The sequence below is a fragment of the Sphingomonas sp. 66-10 genome (genome assembly GCF_001897045.1).
Taxonomy (GTDB): domain Bacteria; phylum Pseudomonadota; class Alphaproteobacteria; order Sphingomonadales; family Sphingomonadaceae; genus Sphingomonas; species Sphingomonas lycopersici.
The window spans coordinates 297,595-313,313 of sequence record NZ_MKRR01000133.1 but is presented as its reverse complement, the minus strand read 5'-3'; the positions used below and the strand labels follow the sequence as shown (position 1 = coordinate 313,313).

Annotated in this window: 16 protein-coding genes and 1 pseudogene; 9 read left to right on the top strand and 8 right to left on the bottom strand. The window is 67.8% G+C overall.

Features of this window, described 5'->3' with window-relative positions:
- Positions 1-40: 40 nt before the first annotated feature.
- Genes BGN95_RS15440 through BGN95_RS15420 form a run of 5 tightly spaced genes read right to left on the bottom strand, consistent with a single transcriptional unit; the run spans position 41 to position 7,077 of the window.
- On the bottom strand, positions 41-913 hold the full coding sequence (locus BGN95_RS15440; RefSeq protein WP_286773209.1) for a kinase: 873 nt from the start codon (positions 911-913) through the stop codon (positions 41-43).
- On the bottom strand, positions 910-1,884 hold the full coding sequence (locus BGN95_RS15435; RefSeq protein ID WP_286773208.1) for a 2-hydroxyacid dehydrogenase: 975 nt from the start codon (positions 1,882-1,884) through the stop codon (positions 910-912). Before BGN95_RS15435 ends, BGN95_RS15440 begins: the two co-directional genes overlap by 4 nt.
- Positions 1,881-2,798, bottom strand: coding sequence for a TauD/TfdA dioxygenase family protein (locus tag BGN95_RS15430; protein WP_179514237.1), 918 nt, complete (start codon positions 2,796-2,798; stop codon positions 1,881-1,883). Before BGN95_RS15430 ends, BGN95_RS15435 begins: the two co-directional genes overlap by 4 nt.
- Positions 2,789-4,171 (bottom strand): MFS transporter, encoded by a 1,383-nt coding sequence (locus tag BGN95_RS15425; protein WP_286773207.1) that lies wholly within the window; start codon positions 4,169-4,171, stop codon positions 2,789-2,791. The genes BGN95_RS15430 and BGN95_RS15425 overlap by 10 nt, the downstream gene beginning before the upstream one ends.
- Positions 4,172-4,179: 8 nt before the next feature.
- The gene (locus BGN95_RS15420) at positions 4,180-7,077 is read right to left on the bottom strand and encodes a TonB-dependent receptor domain-containing protein (protein ID WP_286773206.1); all 2,898 of its coding nucleotides are present in this window, start codon (positions 7,075-7,077) and stop codon (positions 4,180-4,182) included.
- A 145-nt stretch (positions 7,078-7,222) separates the two neighbouring features.
- Here BGN95_RS15420 and BGN95_RS15415 point away from each other — a divergent pair, with 145 nt between their 5' ends.
- From BGN95_RS15415 to desA, 3 genes are all read left to right on the top strand, one after another.
- Complete coding sequence (locus tag BGN95_RS15415; protein WP_286773205.1) at positions 7,223-7,753, top strand: MarR family winged helix-turn-helix transcriptional regulator; 531 nt, start codon at positions 7,223-7,225, stop codon at positions 7,751-7,753.
- Positions 7,754-7,836: 83 nt separating this feature from the next.
- A complete protein-coding gene (locus BGN95_RS15410; protein ID WP_286773204.1) occupies positions 7,837-8,550 on the top strand; it encodes an alpha/beta fold hydrolase in 714 nt (237 codons plus the stop codon).
- A complete protein-coding gene (desA, locus tag BGN95_RS15405; RefSeq protein WP_265311888.1) occupies positions 8,547-9,944 on the top strand; it encodes a syringate O-demethylase in 1,398 nt (465 codons plus the stop codon). The genes BGN95_RS15410 and desA overlap by 4 nt, the downstream gene beginning before the upstream one ends.
- 40 nt (positions 9,945-9,984) lie before the next feature.
- Here the strand turns inward: desA and BGN95_RS15400 are convergent, their stop codons facing one another.
- Positions 9,985-10,728 (bottom strand): IclR family transcriptional regulator, encoded by a 744-nt coding sequence (locus BGN95_RS15400; RefSeq protein WP_265311889.1) that lies wholly within the window; start codon positions 10,726-10,728, stop codon positions 9,985-9,987.
- Between the two features lie 64 nt (positions 10,729-10,792).
- On the opposite strand from BGN95_RS15400, the gene BGN95_RS15395 reads away from it, so the two are divergent.
- The 5 genes from BGN95_RS15395 (at position 10,793) to BGN95_RS15375 (ending at position 13,385) form a co-directional block, all read left to right on the top strand.
- Positions 10,793-11,236 carry a MarR family winged helix-turn-helix transcriptional regulator gene (locus BGN95_RS15395; protein WP_265311890.1) on the top strand — a complete coding sequence of 148 codons (444 nt, stop codon included), beginning with the start codon at positions 10,793-10,795 and terminating at the stop codon, positions 11,234-11,236.
- Between the two features lie 22 nt (positions 11,237-11,258).
- Complete coding sequence (locus BGN95_RS15390; protein WP_286773203.1) at positions 11,259-11,657, top strand: nuclear transport factor 2 family protein; 399 nt, start codon at positions 11,259-11,261, stop codon at positions 11,655-11,657.
- 77 nt (positions 11,658-11,734) lie between these two features.
- Positions 11,735-12,124 carry a nuclear transport factor 2 family protein gene (locus BGN95_RS15385; protein ID WP_286773202.1) on the top strand — a complete coding sequence of 130 codons (390 nt, stop codon included), beginning with the start codon at positions 11,735-11,737 and terminating at the stop codon, positions 12,122-12,124.
- A gap of 8 nt (positions 12,125-12,132) precedes the next feature.
- Positions 12,133-12,882: an SDR family oxidoreductase gene (locus BGN95_RS15380; protein WP_286773201.1), complete on the top strand. Its 750-nt coding sequence runs from the start codon at positions 12,133-12,135 to the stop codon at positions 12,880-12,882.
- Positions 12,882-13,385, top strand: a complete 504-nt coding sequence (locus tag BGN95_RS15375) for a DUF3237 domain-containing protein (RefSeq protein ID WP_265311894.1) — start codon at positions 12,882-12,884, stop codon at positions 13,383-13,385. Before BGN95_RS15380 ends, BGN95_RS15375 begins: the two co-directional genes overlap by 1 nt.
- Positions 13,386-13,648: 263 nt before the next feature.
- On the opposite strand, the gene BGN95_RS15370 is transcribed toward BGN95_RS15375, so the two are convergent.
- A complete protein-coding gene (locus tag BGN95_RS15370; protein WP_286773200.1) occupies positions 13,649-14,686 on the bottom strand; it encodes an aromatic ring-hydroxylating dioxygenase subunit alpha in 1,038 nt (345 codons plus the stop codon).
- Between the two features lie 63 nt (positions 14,687-14,749).
- Here BGN95_RS15370 and BGN95_RS15365 point away from each other — a divergent pair, with 63 nt between their 5' ends.
- Positions 14,750-15,304, top strand: coding sequence for a TetR family transcriptional regulator (locus tag BGN95_RS15365; RefSeq protein WP_286773199.1), 555 nt, complete (start codon positions 14,750-14,752; stop codon positions 15,302-15,304).
- Here the strand turns inward: BGN95_RS15365 and BGN95_RS15360 are convergent.
- Positions 15,301-15,719: pseudogene (locus tag BGN95_RS15360) on the bottom strand (TonB-dependent receptor); the annotation flags it as partial. The gene BGN95_RS15365 and the pseudogene BGN95_RS15360 sit on opposite strands and share 4 nt — an antisense overlap.

The following is a 15,719-nucleotide window of genomic DNA, read 5'->3' as shown; positions in this document are numbered from 1 at the left end:
CGCGTCATCCCGGAATTTTTCCGGGGTGGCGCGGAGGAGGCTAACGCGCCGAGATCACGCGTTGCTGCGCGTCGAGCAGAAATAGCCGATCCGCGCGCTGTGGCAGGTCGGCGAACATATGCCGGGTCAGCCGCTCATAATGCCGCACGAAGCGTTCGACCTCGGCGTCGCTCATCACCCGGCCGGCGGCGCCGGCACGGTCGCGCAGCTTGCGTTCCTGCAACAGCCGGTTGGCGAACACTGCGTCGAAGCTCGGCGGGCGAAGCATCACCAGCCGGTCGATCCGCGCGAAAAGCGCCGCATAATCCCCGGCGAGCGCGGCGTTGACGTGGCTGCGCCAGATGCCGTCGGCGTCTTCCTCCGCCTCCAGCGCGTTGACCGGCGCCAGCAGCGCCTCGGGAGCTTCGGGCGTCGCGCCGACGCACCAGCCTTCGAACAGGATGATGTCGGGCCGCGCGGTCACGCTGCGCCACGCGCTTTCGGGCAGCCGATCGTCGTCGGCCTTGCTGAATCGCGGGACGCGCACCGGGGCGCTAACGGGCGCGCGCAGCGCATCGATCAACGCGCCGCCGAGTGCCGCATCGTGCGTCCCCGGCACGCCGCGGGTGGCGAACAGCGGATGCACGTCGCGCGCCAGCACCAGCCGGTCGGCCCGCGGCAGATAAAGATCGTCGAGCGACAGCGTCACCGCGCCGAGGTCGAGCGCAGGCAGCAAGGCTTGTTCGAGGAACGCGGCGAGCGTCGATTTGCCGCTGCCTTGCGCGCCGTTGATGCCGACGACCAGCGGCATCGTCGCCGCCGCGCGCCACGCCGCGATATCGTGCGCCAGCGGCCGCCACCAGCGTTTCACCTGCGCGGTATAATCCGCTGGCAGGCCGTGCTCGGTAATCAGCGCCGCGACGCTTCGGCTCATGCCACGGTGTCGGGGGTGGGTTTGCCGTCGAACCAGGCTTCGAGATTGGCGAGCACGCGCAGCCCCATCGCTTCCCGCGTCTCGCGGGTCGCGCTGCCGAGATGCGGGAGCAGCACGGCATTGTCGAGCACGCGCAGCGCAGGCGAGACGTTCGGCTCGCCGGCGAATACGTCGAGCCCGGCGCCCGCGATCCGCCGTTCCTGCAACGCCACGATCAGCGCCGCTTCGTCCACCACATCGCCGCGCGCGGTGTTGATCAGGATCGCATCGGGGCGCATCCGCGCCAGCGCCGCGCGGTCGATCATATGCCGCGTCTCCGCGCCGCCCGGCACATGGAGCGAGACGAAATCGGCGTCGGCAAGCAAATCGCCGAGATCGGGGACGAAGCGCGCACCCAGCCGGTCGGCGATGTCCGCCGGAGCGGGGCGGCGCGCATAATAAGCGATCTCCATCCCGAAGCCGAAGCGCGCGCGCTCGGCGGTCGCCTGCGCGATCCGCCCGAAGCCGACCAGCCCCAGCCGTTTGCCCGTGAGGCTCTGGCCGAGAAGATGCGTTGGCCGCCAGCCGGTCCAGGCGCCGGCGCGCAGCTCGCGCTCGCCTTCGCCGCTGCGCCGCGCGGTCATCAGGATCAGCGTAAGCGCGAGGTCGGCGGTCGCGTCGGTGAGCACGCCGGGGGTGTTGGTCACGCGGATCCCGGCCGCGCGCGCGGCCGCCAGATCGATATGCTCATAGCCGACGCCATAGCTCGCGACGATGCCGGCGCGGCGATCGGGAATGCCGAGCACCGCGGCGGTGACGCGATCGGTGATCGTCGCGCACAAGGCGTCATGCGTGCGCATCGCGGCGGCCAGCTCGGCCTCGCTCAGCGGGCGGTCGTCGGGATTGAGCGTCACCTCGAACCGCGCCGCCGCCCGCTGCTCGACCGCCTCCGGCCAGCGCCGCGTCAGCAATATCCGGGGGTGAGCGGTCACGCGGTCGGCCGATCCAGCGACGCGCGGAAATAGGCGCCGAACGGATCGTCGGCATCGGCCGGGGGCGGCCCTTCGCGCACGGTGGTGCGACGCATGTCGCGACGCTCGTTGCGCACATCGAAATCGCCGCCGCGGTGCATCGAGGTGAGATTGTCCCAGATGACGAGATCGCCCGGCTGCCATTTGACCGAGAAGATATATTGCGGCTGGGTGGCGAAGTCGATCAGCTCGCGGATCAGCGCCTGCCCTTCGTCGCGCGGGAGCCCGACGATATCGATCGCGTGGCTGGCGATATAGAGCGCCTTGCGCCCGGTCGCCGGCTGGTCGAGCACAAGCGGGTGGCGCGCCTTGGGGCGGGCATCGACATCGGCTTCGCTGAGCGGGAAACCGGCGAGCTTGCGCGACCACCACAAGGAATGTTCGGCCTCCAGCCCATCGATCCGCGCCTTCATCGCGATGGGCAGATCGTCATAGGCCGAACGGGTATCGGCGAACCACGTCTCCCCGCCCTGCGACGGCACCTCATAGGCCAGCAGCAGCGAATAGGACGAGCGCATTTCCATGAACGATGAATCGGTGTGCCACAGCCGGTCGCCCTTTTTGTGCAGCAGCAGATTTTCGTCGCGCACGATCTCGCCGTCGCGGGTGAGATTGCTCGCGTCGAACAATTCGGGATAGCGGTGACGGCGCGGACGATCCTTCATCGCCGGCGCCAGTTCGAGATGGCCGAAGATGCGGCTGAAGGCGATATGGCTTTCGTCGTCGAGCCCGGTATCGCGATAGACGCAGACCCCCCATCGATTCATCGTATCGACGATCTCGCGGCGCATCGCGGGATCGAGCGGCCGGGTGAGATCGACGCCGGAGACTTCCGCGCCGAAACGCGGCAGGATGGGTTTGACGGTCAGGGGCACGGGCGGAGACTCCTTCGATCACGGCGCAGATAGATGCGGCCGAGCAGGACGAGCGCGACCGCACAGGCGGCGGGCGCGAGCGAAAGCAGAACGAAAAGGTGGCGCGGCGGCAGATTGGCGGCGAGCAGATAGCCGCCGAGCAACGGCGCGGCGATCGAGCCGATCTTGGCGATCGAGGTTGCCCAGCCGGCGCCGTTGGCGCGGATCGCGCTGGGGTAGAACATCCCGGCGATGCTGTGCATGCCGAAATGCGCCCCGCCGATCATCATCATGCTGAGCAGCGAAAGCGACGCGAAGCCGGGTTTGGCCAGCGGCGCGATCCCCATCAGCAGCAGCGCCGGGACGGCGAGGATCGGCAGCAGCGCGATCGCGATCGGCCCGACGCGATCGGTGAAACGCATCAGCGCCAGCCCCGCGAGCGCCCCGCCGACCGAGGTGACCGAGGCGATATAGGCGGCCTCCGCGCGGGTGAAGCCGACCTCCTCGAACAGGATCGGTCCCCAGCTCGTCTTGAAATAGATCGCCAGCGAGCTGCCGATATAGGCGATCCACAGCAAGGGGGTGGTGGTGCGCAACGCGCCGTCGAACAGGCTGGCGATGCGGAAACGATCGCGCGGCGCGGCGCCCGCCTTTTCGTCGAGGACGAGAAAGCGATCGTGCGCGCCGGCGCCGAGCCCCGGCTCGATCGCGTTGAGTGCGCGGGCGATCCGCCCCGGCGACCGGCGCTTCACCGCCAGGAAGCGCGCGGATTCGGGCAACAGCCAGCAGAGCAAGGCAACGAGCGGCAGCGTCACCAATCCGCTGAGCAGAAAAATCGAATGCCAGCCGAAACGCGGCGCCAGCCACACGGTGAGCGGCCCGGCGATTGCCCCGCCGATCGTATATCCCATCATGATCAGCGTCACGACGGTCGCGCGGTAGCGCGCCGGGACATATTCGATGTTGAGCGCCCAGGCGAGCGGCATCAGCCCGCCCAGCGCGACGCCATTGGCGAAGCGCAGCGCCATCAGCGCCTCGAACGACACGGCGAAGGCGAGCGCGATGCTCGACAGCCCGAAGGCGAGCACCGAAAGGATGATCATCGGCCGCCGCCCCCAGCGATCGCCGAGCCAGCCGAACGCGAAGCCGCCGAGCATCGCGCCCATCGTGCCGATGCCGAACAGCCGCCCGAGCTGGACGGGATCGATCGCGAACTGGCCGCGAATATAGGGCGCGAGAAACGACAGCACGAGCATGTCGAACCCGTCGAAGAAGGTGACCAGCCAGGAGATCGCCACCAGCCGGACGACGAAGCCGTTGAGCCGCTGTCGCTCGATGACCGCGGCGACATCGATCGCCCGTTCGCCGGTGGCGGGGGGAAGGGGGCCGGCCACCGCGCGGATCAGCTGCCGAAGCGCACGCGCGCGCCGATCTTGAACGCCCGGCCGACCGGATCGAACAGGATCTGGTTGGTGCCCCCCGACGGCCCGGGGATCGACGGCGGATCGCGATCGAGCAGATTGTTGATCGTGCCGAACAATTCGAATTCGCGGCCGTCGACCACCGGCACCTTCACCCGCGCGGTGAGATCGAGATAGAAGCGGCTCGGCACCCGGTTGTTGTCGACGCTGGTCGGCGAGGTGATCGCATAGCCCGGCTGATCGGGGCCAGTGAAATTGGTCCAGTAAATCCCCGACGGAATATATTTGCCGTGTCCGGTGAGCTGGAAATCGCCCTTCGTCCAGGTCAGCAGCCCGTCGATCACATAATCGGGCACGCCCGGCACGGTGCCGGTGCGGAAGCCGGTCTGACCGGCGCGATCGACCGCGCCGGCGGAATCGACCGTGGTCAGCGCCTGGGTGATGTTGGCGAGCAATTGCGCGTTGAGGCTGCCGAGCCCGCCGAGCGGCTGGCGATATTGGAATTCGATATCGAACCCCTTGGTGCGCAGCTCGTTCGAGTTGAGATAGACATCCTGCACCTCGAGGATCGTATTGGTCGTCGGATCGCGGGTGATCAGCGCGCAGAACTGCGTCACGCCCTGATTGCAGCGCTCGGCGAGGGTTTGCGCGCCGAGCGTGCCGATCGCGTTCTTCACCTTGATGTTGTAATAATCGACCGACATGCGGAAGCGCCCGAGGAAGCCGCCGCTGGGCGTCAGCACCGCGCCGACCGTCCAGCTATCGGCGGCCTCGACCGACAGGTTCGGGTTCGATCCGGTGATCACCGTCGGATTGGTCTGCAGCCCGGTCAGCGGATCGGTCAGCCCGATCGTGCGGCGGGTGCGCGGGCCGAACAGCTCGCTGAGATTGGGCGCGCGGATGTCGCGCGAGCGGGTGGCGCGGAAGCGCACGCCGGCGATCGGCTCATAGACCGCGCCCAGCTTCCAGGTGGTGACCGCCCCGCTCGTGCTGTAATCGGTGCGGCGGATCGCGCCGTTGAGGTCGAGCGCGTGGCCGATCGCCGAATCCGCGAACACCGGCACCGCGATCTCGCCATAGCCTTCCTTGACGTTGACCGAGCCGCTGAGCGCGCTGCCGTTGAGCGTCCAGAAGCCGTTGACGAGCGACACCGGGTCGGTGGTGCTGACGATCCGGTCGCTGCGATATTCGCCGCCGACCGCCAGCTTCACCGGCCCGGCGGGCAGGGTGACCAGCGTGCCGCGCAGATCGATCGCCGCGACATGCTGCTCGTTGGTGGTGTTCTGGAAGCCGTTGCCGGTGATATAGGCCGCGGCGCGGGGATCGTATCGGCCCTCGCCGAACGGGTTGAACGGCACGCAATTCGGATCGTCGTTGGCCGGGTTCGCATCGGCGTTGACGCGGCACACCGCCTGGCCGTTGACGTTCACCGCATCGATCGCCTTGGGCAGGTTGAGCGTGTTGATCGCATTGTACGATCGCTGGCGGAATTCGGTGCGGCCATATTGGTAGAAGCCCTCGACCGTCCAATTGTCGCTGACCTCCGCCTTCAGGCTTACCGCGCCGCGATAGGTGGTGGTGCGCGTCTTCGCATATGACGGGCCGAGATCGAAGCCGGCGCGGCCGAGCACGAACGAGGCGACGCCGTTCGCGTCCATCGCCGCGGCGATCGAGGCCGGGATGAATGGATTGTCGCGCTTGATCCGCCCCATCAAGCGGCCGTCATAGTCGCGCAGCACGTTCGACACGACGGTGCCGCGCACCTGGCCATAGGACAGATCGACCCCAAGCGTGACGCGATCGCTCAGCTCCGCGGTCAGCGCGGCATAACTGGAGACGCGTTCGACCGGCACCTTGAGGCGGAAGGGGGAGATGAACGAATTGCGCCCCTGCCCCTCGCCGCCGAGCATGAACAGCGGGCCGACCAAGGTGCCGTAATTGAACGGTGCGGGGGTTCCGTTGGCGAGGAATTGCGTGCCGCGCAGCGGATCGGTCGCATTGGTGCCGATCGGCCTGCCCGCGGCGTTGTACGAGCGGTTGATGAGCCCGCCCGGGCTGAGCGTCGAGGTGTTGACCCCGGCGATGATCAGATTGGCCGGGAGGCCGCCGGCGCCCGGCGCGGTATTGCCGAGGATCAGCGTCTGATTGGCGCACCACGCGCGCGTATAGCAATCGCCGAGGCCGTCGAGCTTTTCATATTCGACCGCGCCGACCAGATGGACGCGGCTGGAAAGATCGCCGCCGGCGGCGATGCTGGCGAAGAAATTGCCGTCGTCGCCGCGCTGCGAGATTCCCCCGACCACTTCGGCCTGCACGCCCTTGAGCTTGCGGTTGAGCACGAAATTGACCACCCCCGCGACCGCATCCGAGCCGTAAGCGGCGGAGGCGCCGCCGGTGACGACGTCGCTGCGCTGGACGAGCGACGATGGGATCAGGTTGACGTCGACGGTGCCCTGCGGGGTGCTCGGCACGAAGCGGCGGCCGTCGACCAGCACCAGGGTGCGTTGCGGATCGAGCCCGCGCAGATCGAGCAGCCGCGCGCCGACCGGGCCGCCGGCGGTGGCCTGCTGCGCCGGGCCGCTCGAACTGCGGAAGCTCGGCAATTGCGTCAGCGCTTCGCCGACATTGGTGATCGACAGCGCTTCGAGGCGCTCGTTGGTCACCGCGGTGACCGGGGTCGGTGCGTTGAAATTGCTGCCCAGCCGCGAGCCGGTCACGACGATCTCGGCCTCGTGCGGTGCCGGCGCGGCGGCTTCGGGCTGCGCCTCCGCGGGCGCCGATTGCGCCACAGCGGCGGTGGCGAGCGCGTGCCAGGCCAATACGGCCACGCTGGCGCCGAGCCACGCTCGAGTCGACCGGGCACGAAGGATTCGCGTCATCTACCCCTCCTCATTTCGGCGCCGCCGCGCCTCTTTGGTAGAATTCTATGTATCATGGTACATACATCGTCAAGATGCGGTGCTAGAAATGACCGAAGACGGTTCGTCGCGGCGGCAGGCGGCCGACCGGAGGAGGGGGAAACGAATGCGCGAAGACCAGAGCCACGATCCGTTCGAGCTTTCGACCGGGCGCTACGCCGATTTCTTCGCGCCGCAATCGCGCGAGGACCTCGAGTTCCGGCTGACCCGCAAGCTGGTGCTGACCGCGCGGCGCTGGACCCAGGTTTCGGAGGAGCGCATCCGTGCCGCGACCGGTCAGTCGCGCGCGCGCTGGCAGACCTTGCTCGCGCTCGCTTTCGCCGATGCGGCGATCACCACCACGACGCTCTCGGCGCGACTCGGCATGGCATGGCCGCCGCTGATTCGGACGCTCAACGCGCTCGAGGCCGACGGGTTGATCCGCCGCGACGAGCATCCGCAGGACAAACGCTCGCGCACGATCGACGTGACCGAGGAAGGCTATCGCGTGATCGAGGCGGTCAAGCCGATCCTCGCGCAAGTGCGGCGCGAAACGCTCGCGCTGGTTGACAACAGCCAGCTGCAACTCGCCACCGATCTGCTCGATGCGGTGCTCGCCGGCGCGACCAGGGCCGCCGGCGCGGACGGGCGCGGATAGCCTCTGGCTTCGCGTTCAAACTTCTTGTACATGAAGATTTCATGGACGCGAATTCAACTCGAGGCGAAGGGTCGGGAGAGCCCTTGCTGCTGCTGCCGGGCCTGATCTGCGACGAGCGGATTTTCGCCGCGCAGCTCGCCCATTTTCCGCAGGCGCAGGCGGCCGCGGACTATGGCGATGCGACGACGTTGGAGGAGATGGCGCGCCGCGTGCTCGCGACAGCGCCGGCGCGCTTCGCCTTGCTCGGTCATTCGATGGGCGCGCGGGTCGCGGTGGAGATCGTGCGGCAGGCGCCGGCGCGGGTCGCCCGGCTGGCGCTGGCGAGCACCGGGATGCACCTGCCGCGCGATGGCGAGGCCGCGAAAAGATACTGGCTGCGCGATCTGGGGCGGACGAAGGGGCACGAGGCGCTGGTCGATGCGTGGTTGCCGCCGATGATCGGGCCGGCGAGCGCGTTCGATCATGCGCTCCACGCCCGGTTGCGCGCGATGTGCGTCGAGGCGGGGCTCGACAAGTTCGAGGCGCAGATCGCCGCGCTGCTGGCGCGCCCGGCGACCGAGGACGTGCTCGGCGCGGTCGCCGTGCCGACGCTGATCGCGGTCGGCGCCGACGATCGCTGGTCGCCCCCCGCGCAGCATCGCGCGATCGCTGCGCTGATTCCCCACGCCCGGCTCGTCGTGATCCCCGGCGCCGGCCACATGCTTCCCGCCGAGCGGCCCGCGGCGTTCAACGCCGCGATCGCCGACTGGCTCGCCTTGCCCATCGACCCTGATCTTCCTGAAGGAGAGGAAAAGTGACTCAACAGACGCTGCAACAATTGCTCGACGCCAATGGCGATATCGTCGAGTTCCTGCGCAATCAGCAGAGCGGGCCCAACGTCTATCCCGGCGTCCCCGCGGAATATTCCAACTGGCGCAGCGAGCAGCAGGCGTGGGCGAAGACCTGCGTGCTGTTCAACCAGTCGTTCCACATGGTCGATCTGGCGGTCGAGGGGCCGGATGCCTTTGCCATGCTCAACTATCTGGGCATCAACAGCTTCAAGGGCTTCGTGCCCGATCGCGCCAAGCAATTCGTGCCGGTGACGCCGGAGGGTTATGTCATCGGGGACGTGATCCTGTTCTATCTCGACGAGCAGAAGTTCAACCTGGTCGGCCGTGCGCCGACGATCGAATGGATCGAATATCACGCCGCGACGGGCAATTGGAACGTCACCGTCACGCGCGACGAGCGCACCGCCGTCCGCCCCGATCCGGAAAACCGCCGCTCCTATCGCTTCCAGCTCCAGGGGCCGAACGCGATGAAGACGCTGGAGAAGGCGATGGGAGCGACCCCGCCGGACCTCAAATTCTTCCACATGACTCGGCTGTCGATCGCCGGGCGCGAGGTGCGCGCGCTGCGTCACGGCATGGCGGGGCAGCCGGGTTACGAGCTGTTCGGGCCGTGGGCGGATTATGACGTGGTGCGCAATGCCCTGATCGAGGCGGGGCGCGAATTCGGCCTCGCGCTGGTCGGCGGGCGGACCTATTCGTCGAACACGATCGAATCCGGCTGGATCCCGTCGCCTTTGCCGGCGACCTATAGCGGCGAAGGGACCCGCGCCTTCCGCGAATGGCTGTCGGCCAACAGCTATGAGGGCAAGGCGTCGATCGGCGGCAGCTACGTGCCGGATACGATCGAGGGCTATTATCTGACGCCGTGGGATCTGGGATATGGCCCGTTCGTCAAGTTCGACCACGATTTCATCGGCCGCGACGCGCTGGAGCGGATGGCCGGGCAGCCGCATCGCCGCAAGGTGACGCTGGCGCTCGACAATGAGGATCTGATGCGGGTGATCAGCTCGCAATTCACCAAAGGCGACCGCGCCAAATATATGGAATTCCCGTCGGCGGTCTATTCGATGCACCCTTATGACCAGGTGCTGAAGGACGGGAAGCTCGTCGGGCTATCGACGTGGATCGGCTATAGCGCCAACGAAGGCCGGATGCTGACGCTGGCGATGATGGACGCCGATCACGCCGAGGCCGGCACCGAAGTGACCTTGCTGTGGGGCGAACCCGACGGCGGCACGCGCAAGCCGACCGTCGAGCGACACGTCCAGACCGAGATCAAGGCGGTGGTCAGCCCAGTGCCTTATTCGGAGGTCGCGCGCGATTCCTATGCCGAAAGCTGGCGCACGCATCAGACCGCTTAATTGCCGGCGCGCGGCGGGGAGGGCGTTCCCTCCCTGCCGCTCAGCCTGCGAGCAATGCGCAGGTCTTGCCGAGCAATTCCACCGCGCGCTGCTCGACCGCGGCATCGAAGCGCACGGTGGGGATCGCGATGCTGAACGCCCCGACCAGCACGCCGTCGAGAAACGCGGCGCGGCCGATCCCCTGGATGCCGGGGGTATGTTCCTCGCGGGTGCGTGCGATGCCGTCGCGACGGATCGCCGCGATCTCCTTGCGCAGCGCCGCGGCCGACACGATCGTCGTCGGGGTGAAGGCCGCGCGTTCGGTTTCGGCGAGAAACGCTTCCACCTCCTCATCGGGCAGCGCGGCGAGGATCGCCTTGCCCGCCGAAAAGCCGTGAAGCGGGGTGCGGGTGCCGATCTGCACCGCATAGCGCAGCGCCTGTTCGCTCGTCTCGGTGACGAGCGCCTCGACCTCCCAGCCGTGGCGGACGAAGAAGGAGACGGTCTCGTCGAGCTGCACTCTGAGCGATCGCACCAGCGGCGCGGCGCGCTCCGCCAGCGAAAAGGCGTGGGTGCGCGATTGCAGCCGCGCGAGGCCAGGGCCGGCGGTGTAGCGCCGCCCGCTCCGCGCGAGATAATCGCGCTCGACCAACGTGTTGAGCAGATAGGACAGGCTGCTGACCGGGATCGCCAGCGCGGCGGCAATCTCTTGCGCGACGACCGGCCGATCGCGCGCGACGACATATTCGATGATGTCGAGCGTGCGGGTCGCCGATTTGACGGGAGCGGGCGTTGCGTCTGCCATGAGGCGCTATACCATTGCGCGCCACAACTGCCAGTCCGCGTAGACTTCAGGGAACAACAACCGCATGAAACAGGACGAAGTTCTAGATACTTTACTCGGCTATCAGGTCCAGCGCGCCGATCTGCTGATGACGGGGGACGCGCGGCAGGCGCTCGAACCGCACGGACTGACCCCCGCCAAGCTCACCGCGCTGCTGCTGATCCGCGCCAATCCGGGATGCGATCAGACCGCGCTCGGCCGCGCGCTGAGCGTCAACCGGTCGAGCGCGATGAAGCTGGTCAATTCGCTCGTCGCGCGCGAACTGATCGAGCGGCGGCCGGGGCGCGATCTGCGGACCAACGCGCTGCATCTGCTGCCGCGCGCGGAGGAGCGGCTGGGCGTGGTGCTCGATGATCTGCGCGGATCCGATGCGCGGATGAGCGAACGGCTGACCGCGAACGAGAAAGCGACGCTGCGCGCGCTGCTGCGCAAACTCGGCCCGGGCCGCGCGCGCCGTGCGTCGGCCTGAACGTCCGGGAAGGGAAACGACGATGACGACGGAACAGCGCCACGCGATCGAATGGGAATGCGCGCGGCTCATCAACCTCTATGCCACGCCCACCGATGCGGCGCAGTGGGAAGAGGTGGCGGCGCTCTACACCGAGGATGGCGTGATGACGCGGCCGAGCGCGCCCGACGCGCCGATCGCCGGTCGCGCCGCGATCCTCGCCGCGTTCCGCGCGCGGCCGCCGCGCACCACGCGGCATATCACCGGCAATATCGTCGTGACGGTGGAGGATGAAGCCAATGCCGCCGCGACCAGCGCGATGCTGCTGTTCACCGCCGCGGCAAGCCCGCCGCTGGTCGGCGGGTTCCGCGATCGCTTCCGGCTGGTGCCCGGCGTGGGCTGGCGCTTCGCTGCGCGACACGGCTGGCTGGATTTCGCCTGACCGTCGCGGCTTGCGGCAAAAGCTAACGATCGTTATTGTTTCGCCGAATCCTTGAACAACATGGAGGGGAGCGGCGAATGGCGCGGAGCGCGCAGGAACAGCGCAATCTCGATCTGGTGCTGGCGATGTTCCGCGAGGTGCTGGTGCCGCTCGATTCCGCGCCGGTCGATCGCTTCATCGCCGCCGATTACATCCAGCACAGCCCGCTCGCCGCGCCGGGGCGCGACGCGCTGAAGGCGTTTCTCGACGAGATCCGGCCGAGCCACCCCGATGCGCAACATGACCTGAAGCGCGCCTTCGTCGATGGCGATCATGTCGTCCTGCATTATCGCGTCCGCCGCTGGCGCGACGATCCGGGGATGATGGTGTGCGATATCTTCCGCGTCGCCGACGGGTTGATCGTCGAGCATTGGGACGTGATCCAGGATATCGCGCCCGCCGGCCCCAATCCCAATCCGCCGTGGTGAGCGCCGCGATGCGTTTCCGGGACAAGACCGTGCTGGTCATCGGCGGCAACAGCGGCATCGGGCTCGCGGCGGCGTGCGCCTTCGCCGGGGAGGGCGCGCGGGTGACGCTGACCGGGCGGGACCGCGCGACGATCGACAGCGCGGTGGCGGCGATCCCCGGCGCGGTCGGCCATGCCTGCGACGTTGCCGATCTCGCCGCGACGAGTGCGCTGATCGACGCGCTGGCCGCGGCGGGCGAGCGTGTCGACGTGCTGTTCGTCAACGCCGGTGTCGGTGGGTTCGCGCCGATCAGGGATGTGACCCCGGCGCAATGGGATCAGGTTCACGGGATCAACCTGCGCGGCTGCTTCTTCGCGATCCAGCAGGCGTTGCGGCTGATGGACCGCGGCGGCGCGATCGTCGTCACCGGGTCGATCGGGGCGGATGCGGCGCTGGCCGGCAATGTCGCTTATGCCTCGGCAAAGGCCGGGCTGCGCGCGACGGTGCGGATCCTGGCGAAGGAACTGGTCGGCGACGGGATCCGCGTCAACATGGTCAGCCCCGGGCCGATCGAAACCCCGCTGATTAACCGCAACCCGGGTATGGATGCGGCGGCGGTCGAGGGATTGCGCCAAGCGATGATCGCCGCGGTTCCGATGCACCGCATGGGCGCGGCGGAGGAGGTGGCCCGCGCCGTCCTGTTCCTCGCCTCCGACGAGGCTTCGTTCATCACCGGCGCCGACCTTCGCGTCGACGGCGGCACGCTGGAGCTACGCTGATGACCGCGCTTTATTCGACGATCGACAATCCCCGGCTGGAATTCGCGATGGAGGTGCGGCTCGCCTTTCCGCGCGTCCAGACGATCGTCGGCACCCCGATGGGCGGCAATCGCAGCGCGGTCTATGTCGAGAGCGGTACTTTCGAGGGGCCGCGGCTGCGCGGTCGCGCGGTGCCGGGGTCGGGCGGCGACTATGCCTATTTCCGGCCCGACGACGTGGCGGTGTTCGACGCGCGCTACATGCTGGAGGAGGAGGACGGCACGCTGATCCTCATCAACAATCGCGGCTTCCTGTGGGGGCGTAAGCCGGACACGATGCAGCGGCTGCGCGACTGGGCGTTCGGTGGCGGCGCGCCGGTCGAACAGCAGGACTATTATCTGCGCGGCAACCCCACGTTCGAAACGCCGGTGGGCAAGCACGACTGGCTGACCAAACATGTCTTCATCGGCGTGGGCGAGCGGCGGCCGGACGGCAATGTGCTGCGCTATTACGCGTTGACCTAGGGCCTAAACTCAATTGGAACGACGCCGTGACGGAGCGGATTTTGGCGCCAGGCAAGGAGCAAGGAGAGAGCGATGCATTATGCATCGTGATCGACGCGCGACGCCGCGTGGCGCCAAAAGCCGCCCGCCCGCGGGGTCGCCCGGAGAAGCCCGCCGGACGGCGTCGCTTGCTTGCGCGTAGCTTCAGCTACGCGTCTGCGCTGCGCTCCTTGCCGGCGGGCTTCTCCGGGCGATCACGACGCCGTTGCAATTGAGTTTAGGCCCTAACGCACGCGCCCCGGCTGCTCCTCGCGCGCGAGCCGTTCGACCAGCCGCTGGTAGAGCACCACGCCCTTGTCGAACGTCGCCGGCATCGCGCGCCGCGCGGGATCGAGATCGATCACCCGCTGCTGCGCCTCGATCATCGTCTTGTCCTCGGCGAAGGCCTTGTCGGCGAGCCCCATCAGCACATCGCGCAACGCTTCGTCGCCGTGATCGCGGTGCGGCCCCCAGCTGAAGAAATAGCGGCTCGTTCGATCGGTCAGCGCGGTTACCGCCTGGCTGGTGAAGGTCACCCCGGTGCGCGGCAGGTCGGGGGGCGGCGGAGCGTCGCCGAGCCGATCCGCGGTCCCGACCGGGAAGGAGGCGGTCGGCATCAGCAGCACGCCCGGCACATGATATTCATAGCTCGACCAGACATCCACCGGCCCGCCGCGCGATCGCCCGCCCGATTGCGCGCGGACCCAGCGCTCGAACCTGATGCCGCGCGGCAATGGCGTCACCTTCGGGCGGGTGTTCGCCCATTCCGCATCCGCGCCGAAGCTCGCCGGATGGACGAACGACAGATGCGTGAAATCGCACAGATTGTCGTGGATCAATTGCGCATTGGCCTGATAGTCGAGCTGGCCGCGCCCCAGGATATAGTCCGGATCGTCGAAGCCGACCGCCGGCGGGATCAGCGCCGGATCGGCCTTCGCCGGATCGCCCGGCCACACCCAGATCCACGAGTGACGCTCCACCACCGGATAGGCGCGGACGCGCGCGGTCGCGGGGATCGTCTCCTGTCCCGGAATTTCGACGCAGGCGCCGTCTGCCGCGAAACGCAGCCCGTGGTACATGCAGCGCAGCGTCTCGCCTTCGCAGCGCCCCAACGAAAGCGGGGCGAGCCGGTGGACGCAGCGATCCTCCAGCGCCGCCAGCATGCCGCTTTCCGAGCGGAAGATGACGATCGGATCGCCCGCGACGGTGATCGCGAACGGAGCCTTCGCGGCGAGGTCCATCGACCAGCAGGCGACATGCCAGGCGTTGCGGACGTGCAGCATGACCCTCTCCTCCGTCTCGATGCGACTTTACTTAACGGCGTTAAATTGTCAAACCCGCACGACATGGCCCGGCTGCGCGACATTTCGATCGATCGGGAGACGATCCTGCGCGCGGCCTTCGGGCTGCTCGACGAGACCGGGCTGGACGGGATCACGATGCGCGCGCTCGCCGCGCGGCTGTCGGTGCAGGCGCCCGCGCTCTACTGGCATGTGAAGGACAAGGCCGAGCTGATCGCGATGATGGCGCAGGATCTCTATTTGCGCGGGCGCGAGGAATGCCGCGGCAGCGCCGATGCGCGATCATGGCTGCTCGCGCTGGGGCAGGGCTTGCGCCGCGTGCTGACCGGGCACCGCGACGCGGGGCGCCTGCTGGCGATCGCCCGCCCGCTGACCCACGCCGACGCGGCGCTCGCCGAGAGAATGGCCGCGCCGCTCGGCGTCTTCGGCTTCAGCGTGGCGCGGGCGCTGGAGGCGCAGGCGGCGGTGCTGTCGCTGACGCTGGGCTGGGCGCTGTATCGCGAAAATGCCGCGATGGCCGAGCACCTGCTGCGGATGTTCGACCTCGACGCAAGCTATGAGAAAGGCTTGCCGCTATTGGTCGACGGCCTCGTCGCCTAGAATCTCCGCCGCACCGTGACCGACCATTCGCGCGGCCGGCCGAGGATGCCCGAATTGACGCCGTAATTGGCGATATTTTCGCTTTTCCCGACGAAGTAGAATTTGTCGAACAGGTTGGTGACCGCGGCGCTGATCTGCCACCCGTCGTCGGGCGAGGCATAAGTGACGCGCAGGTTGAACAGGCTGCGCCCCGGCACCTCGTTCCCGGCATTGTTGGTGGAGTTGAAGAAGAAGCTCGATTGGTAGTTCCAGTCGAGCCGCGGCGTCACGCTGCCGATATCGCCGAGCTCGGCGCGATATTGGATTCCGGCATTGGCCTGCCACGCGGGGTTGAACGGTGCCTTGTCCGCCAAGGTTACCAGCGTGGTGGGGTCGACGCGGGTATATTTGAAATGGAGATAGCCGAAGCCGCCGT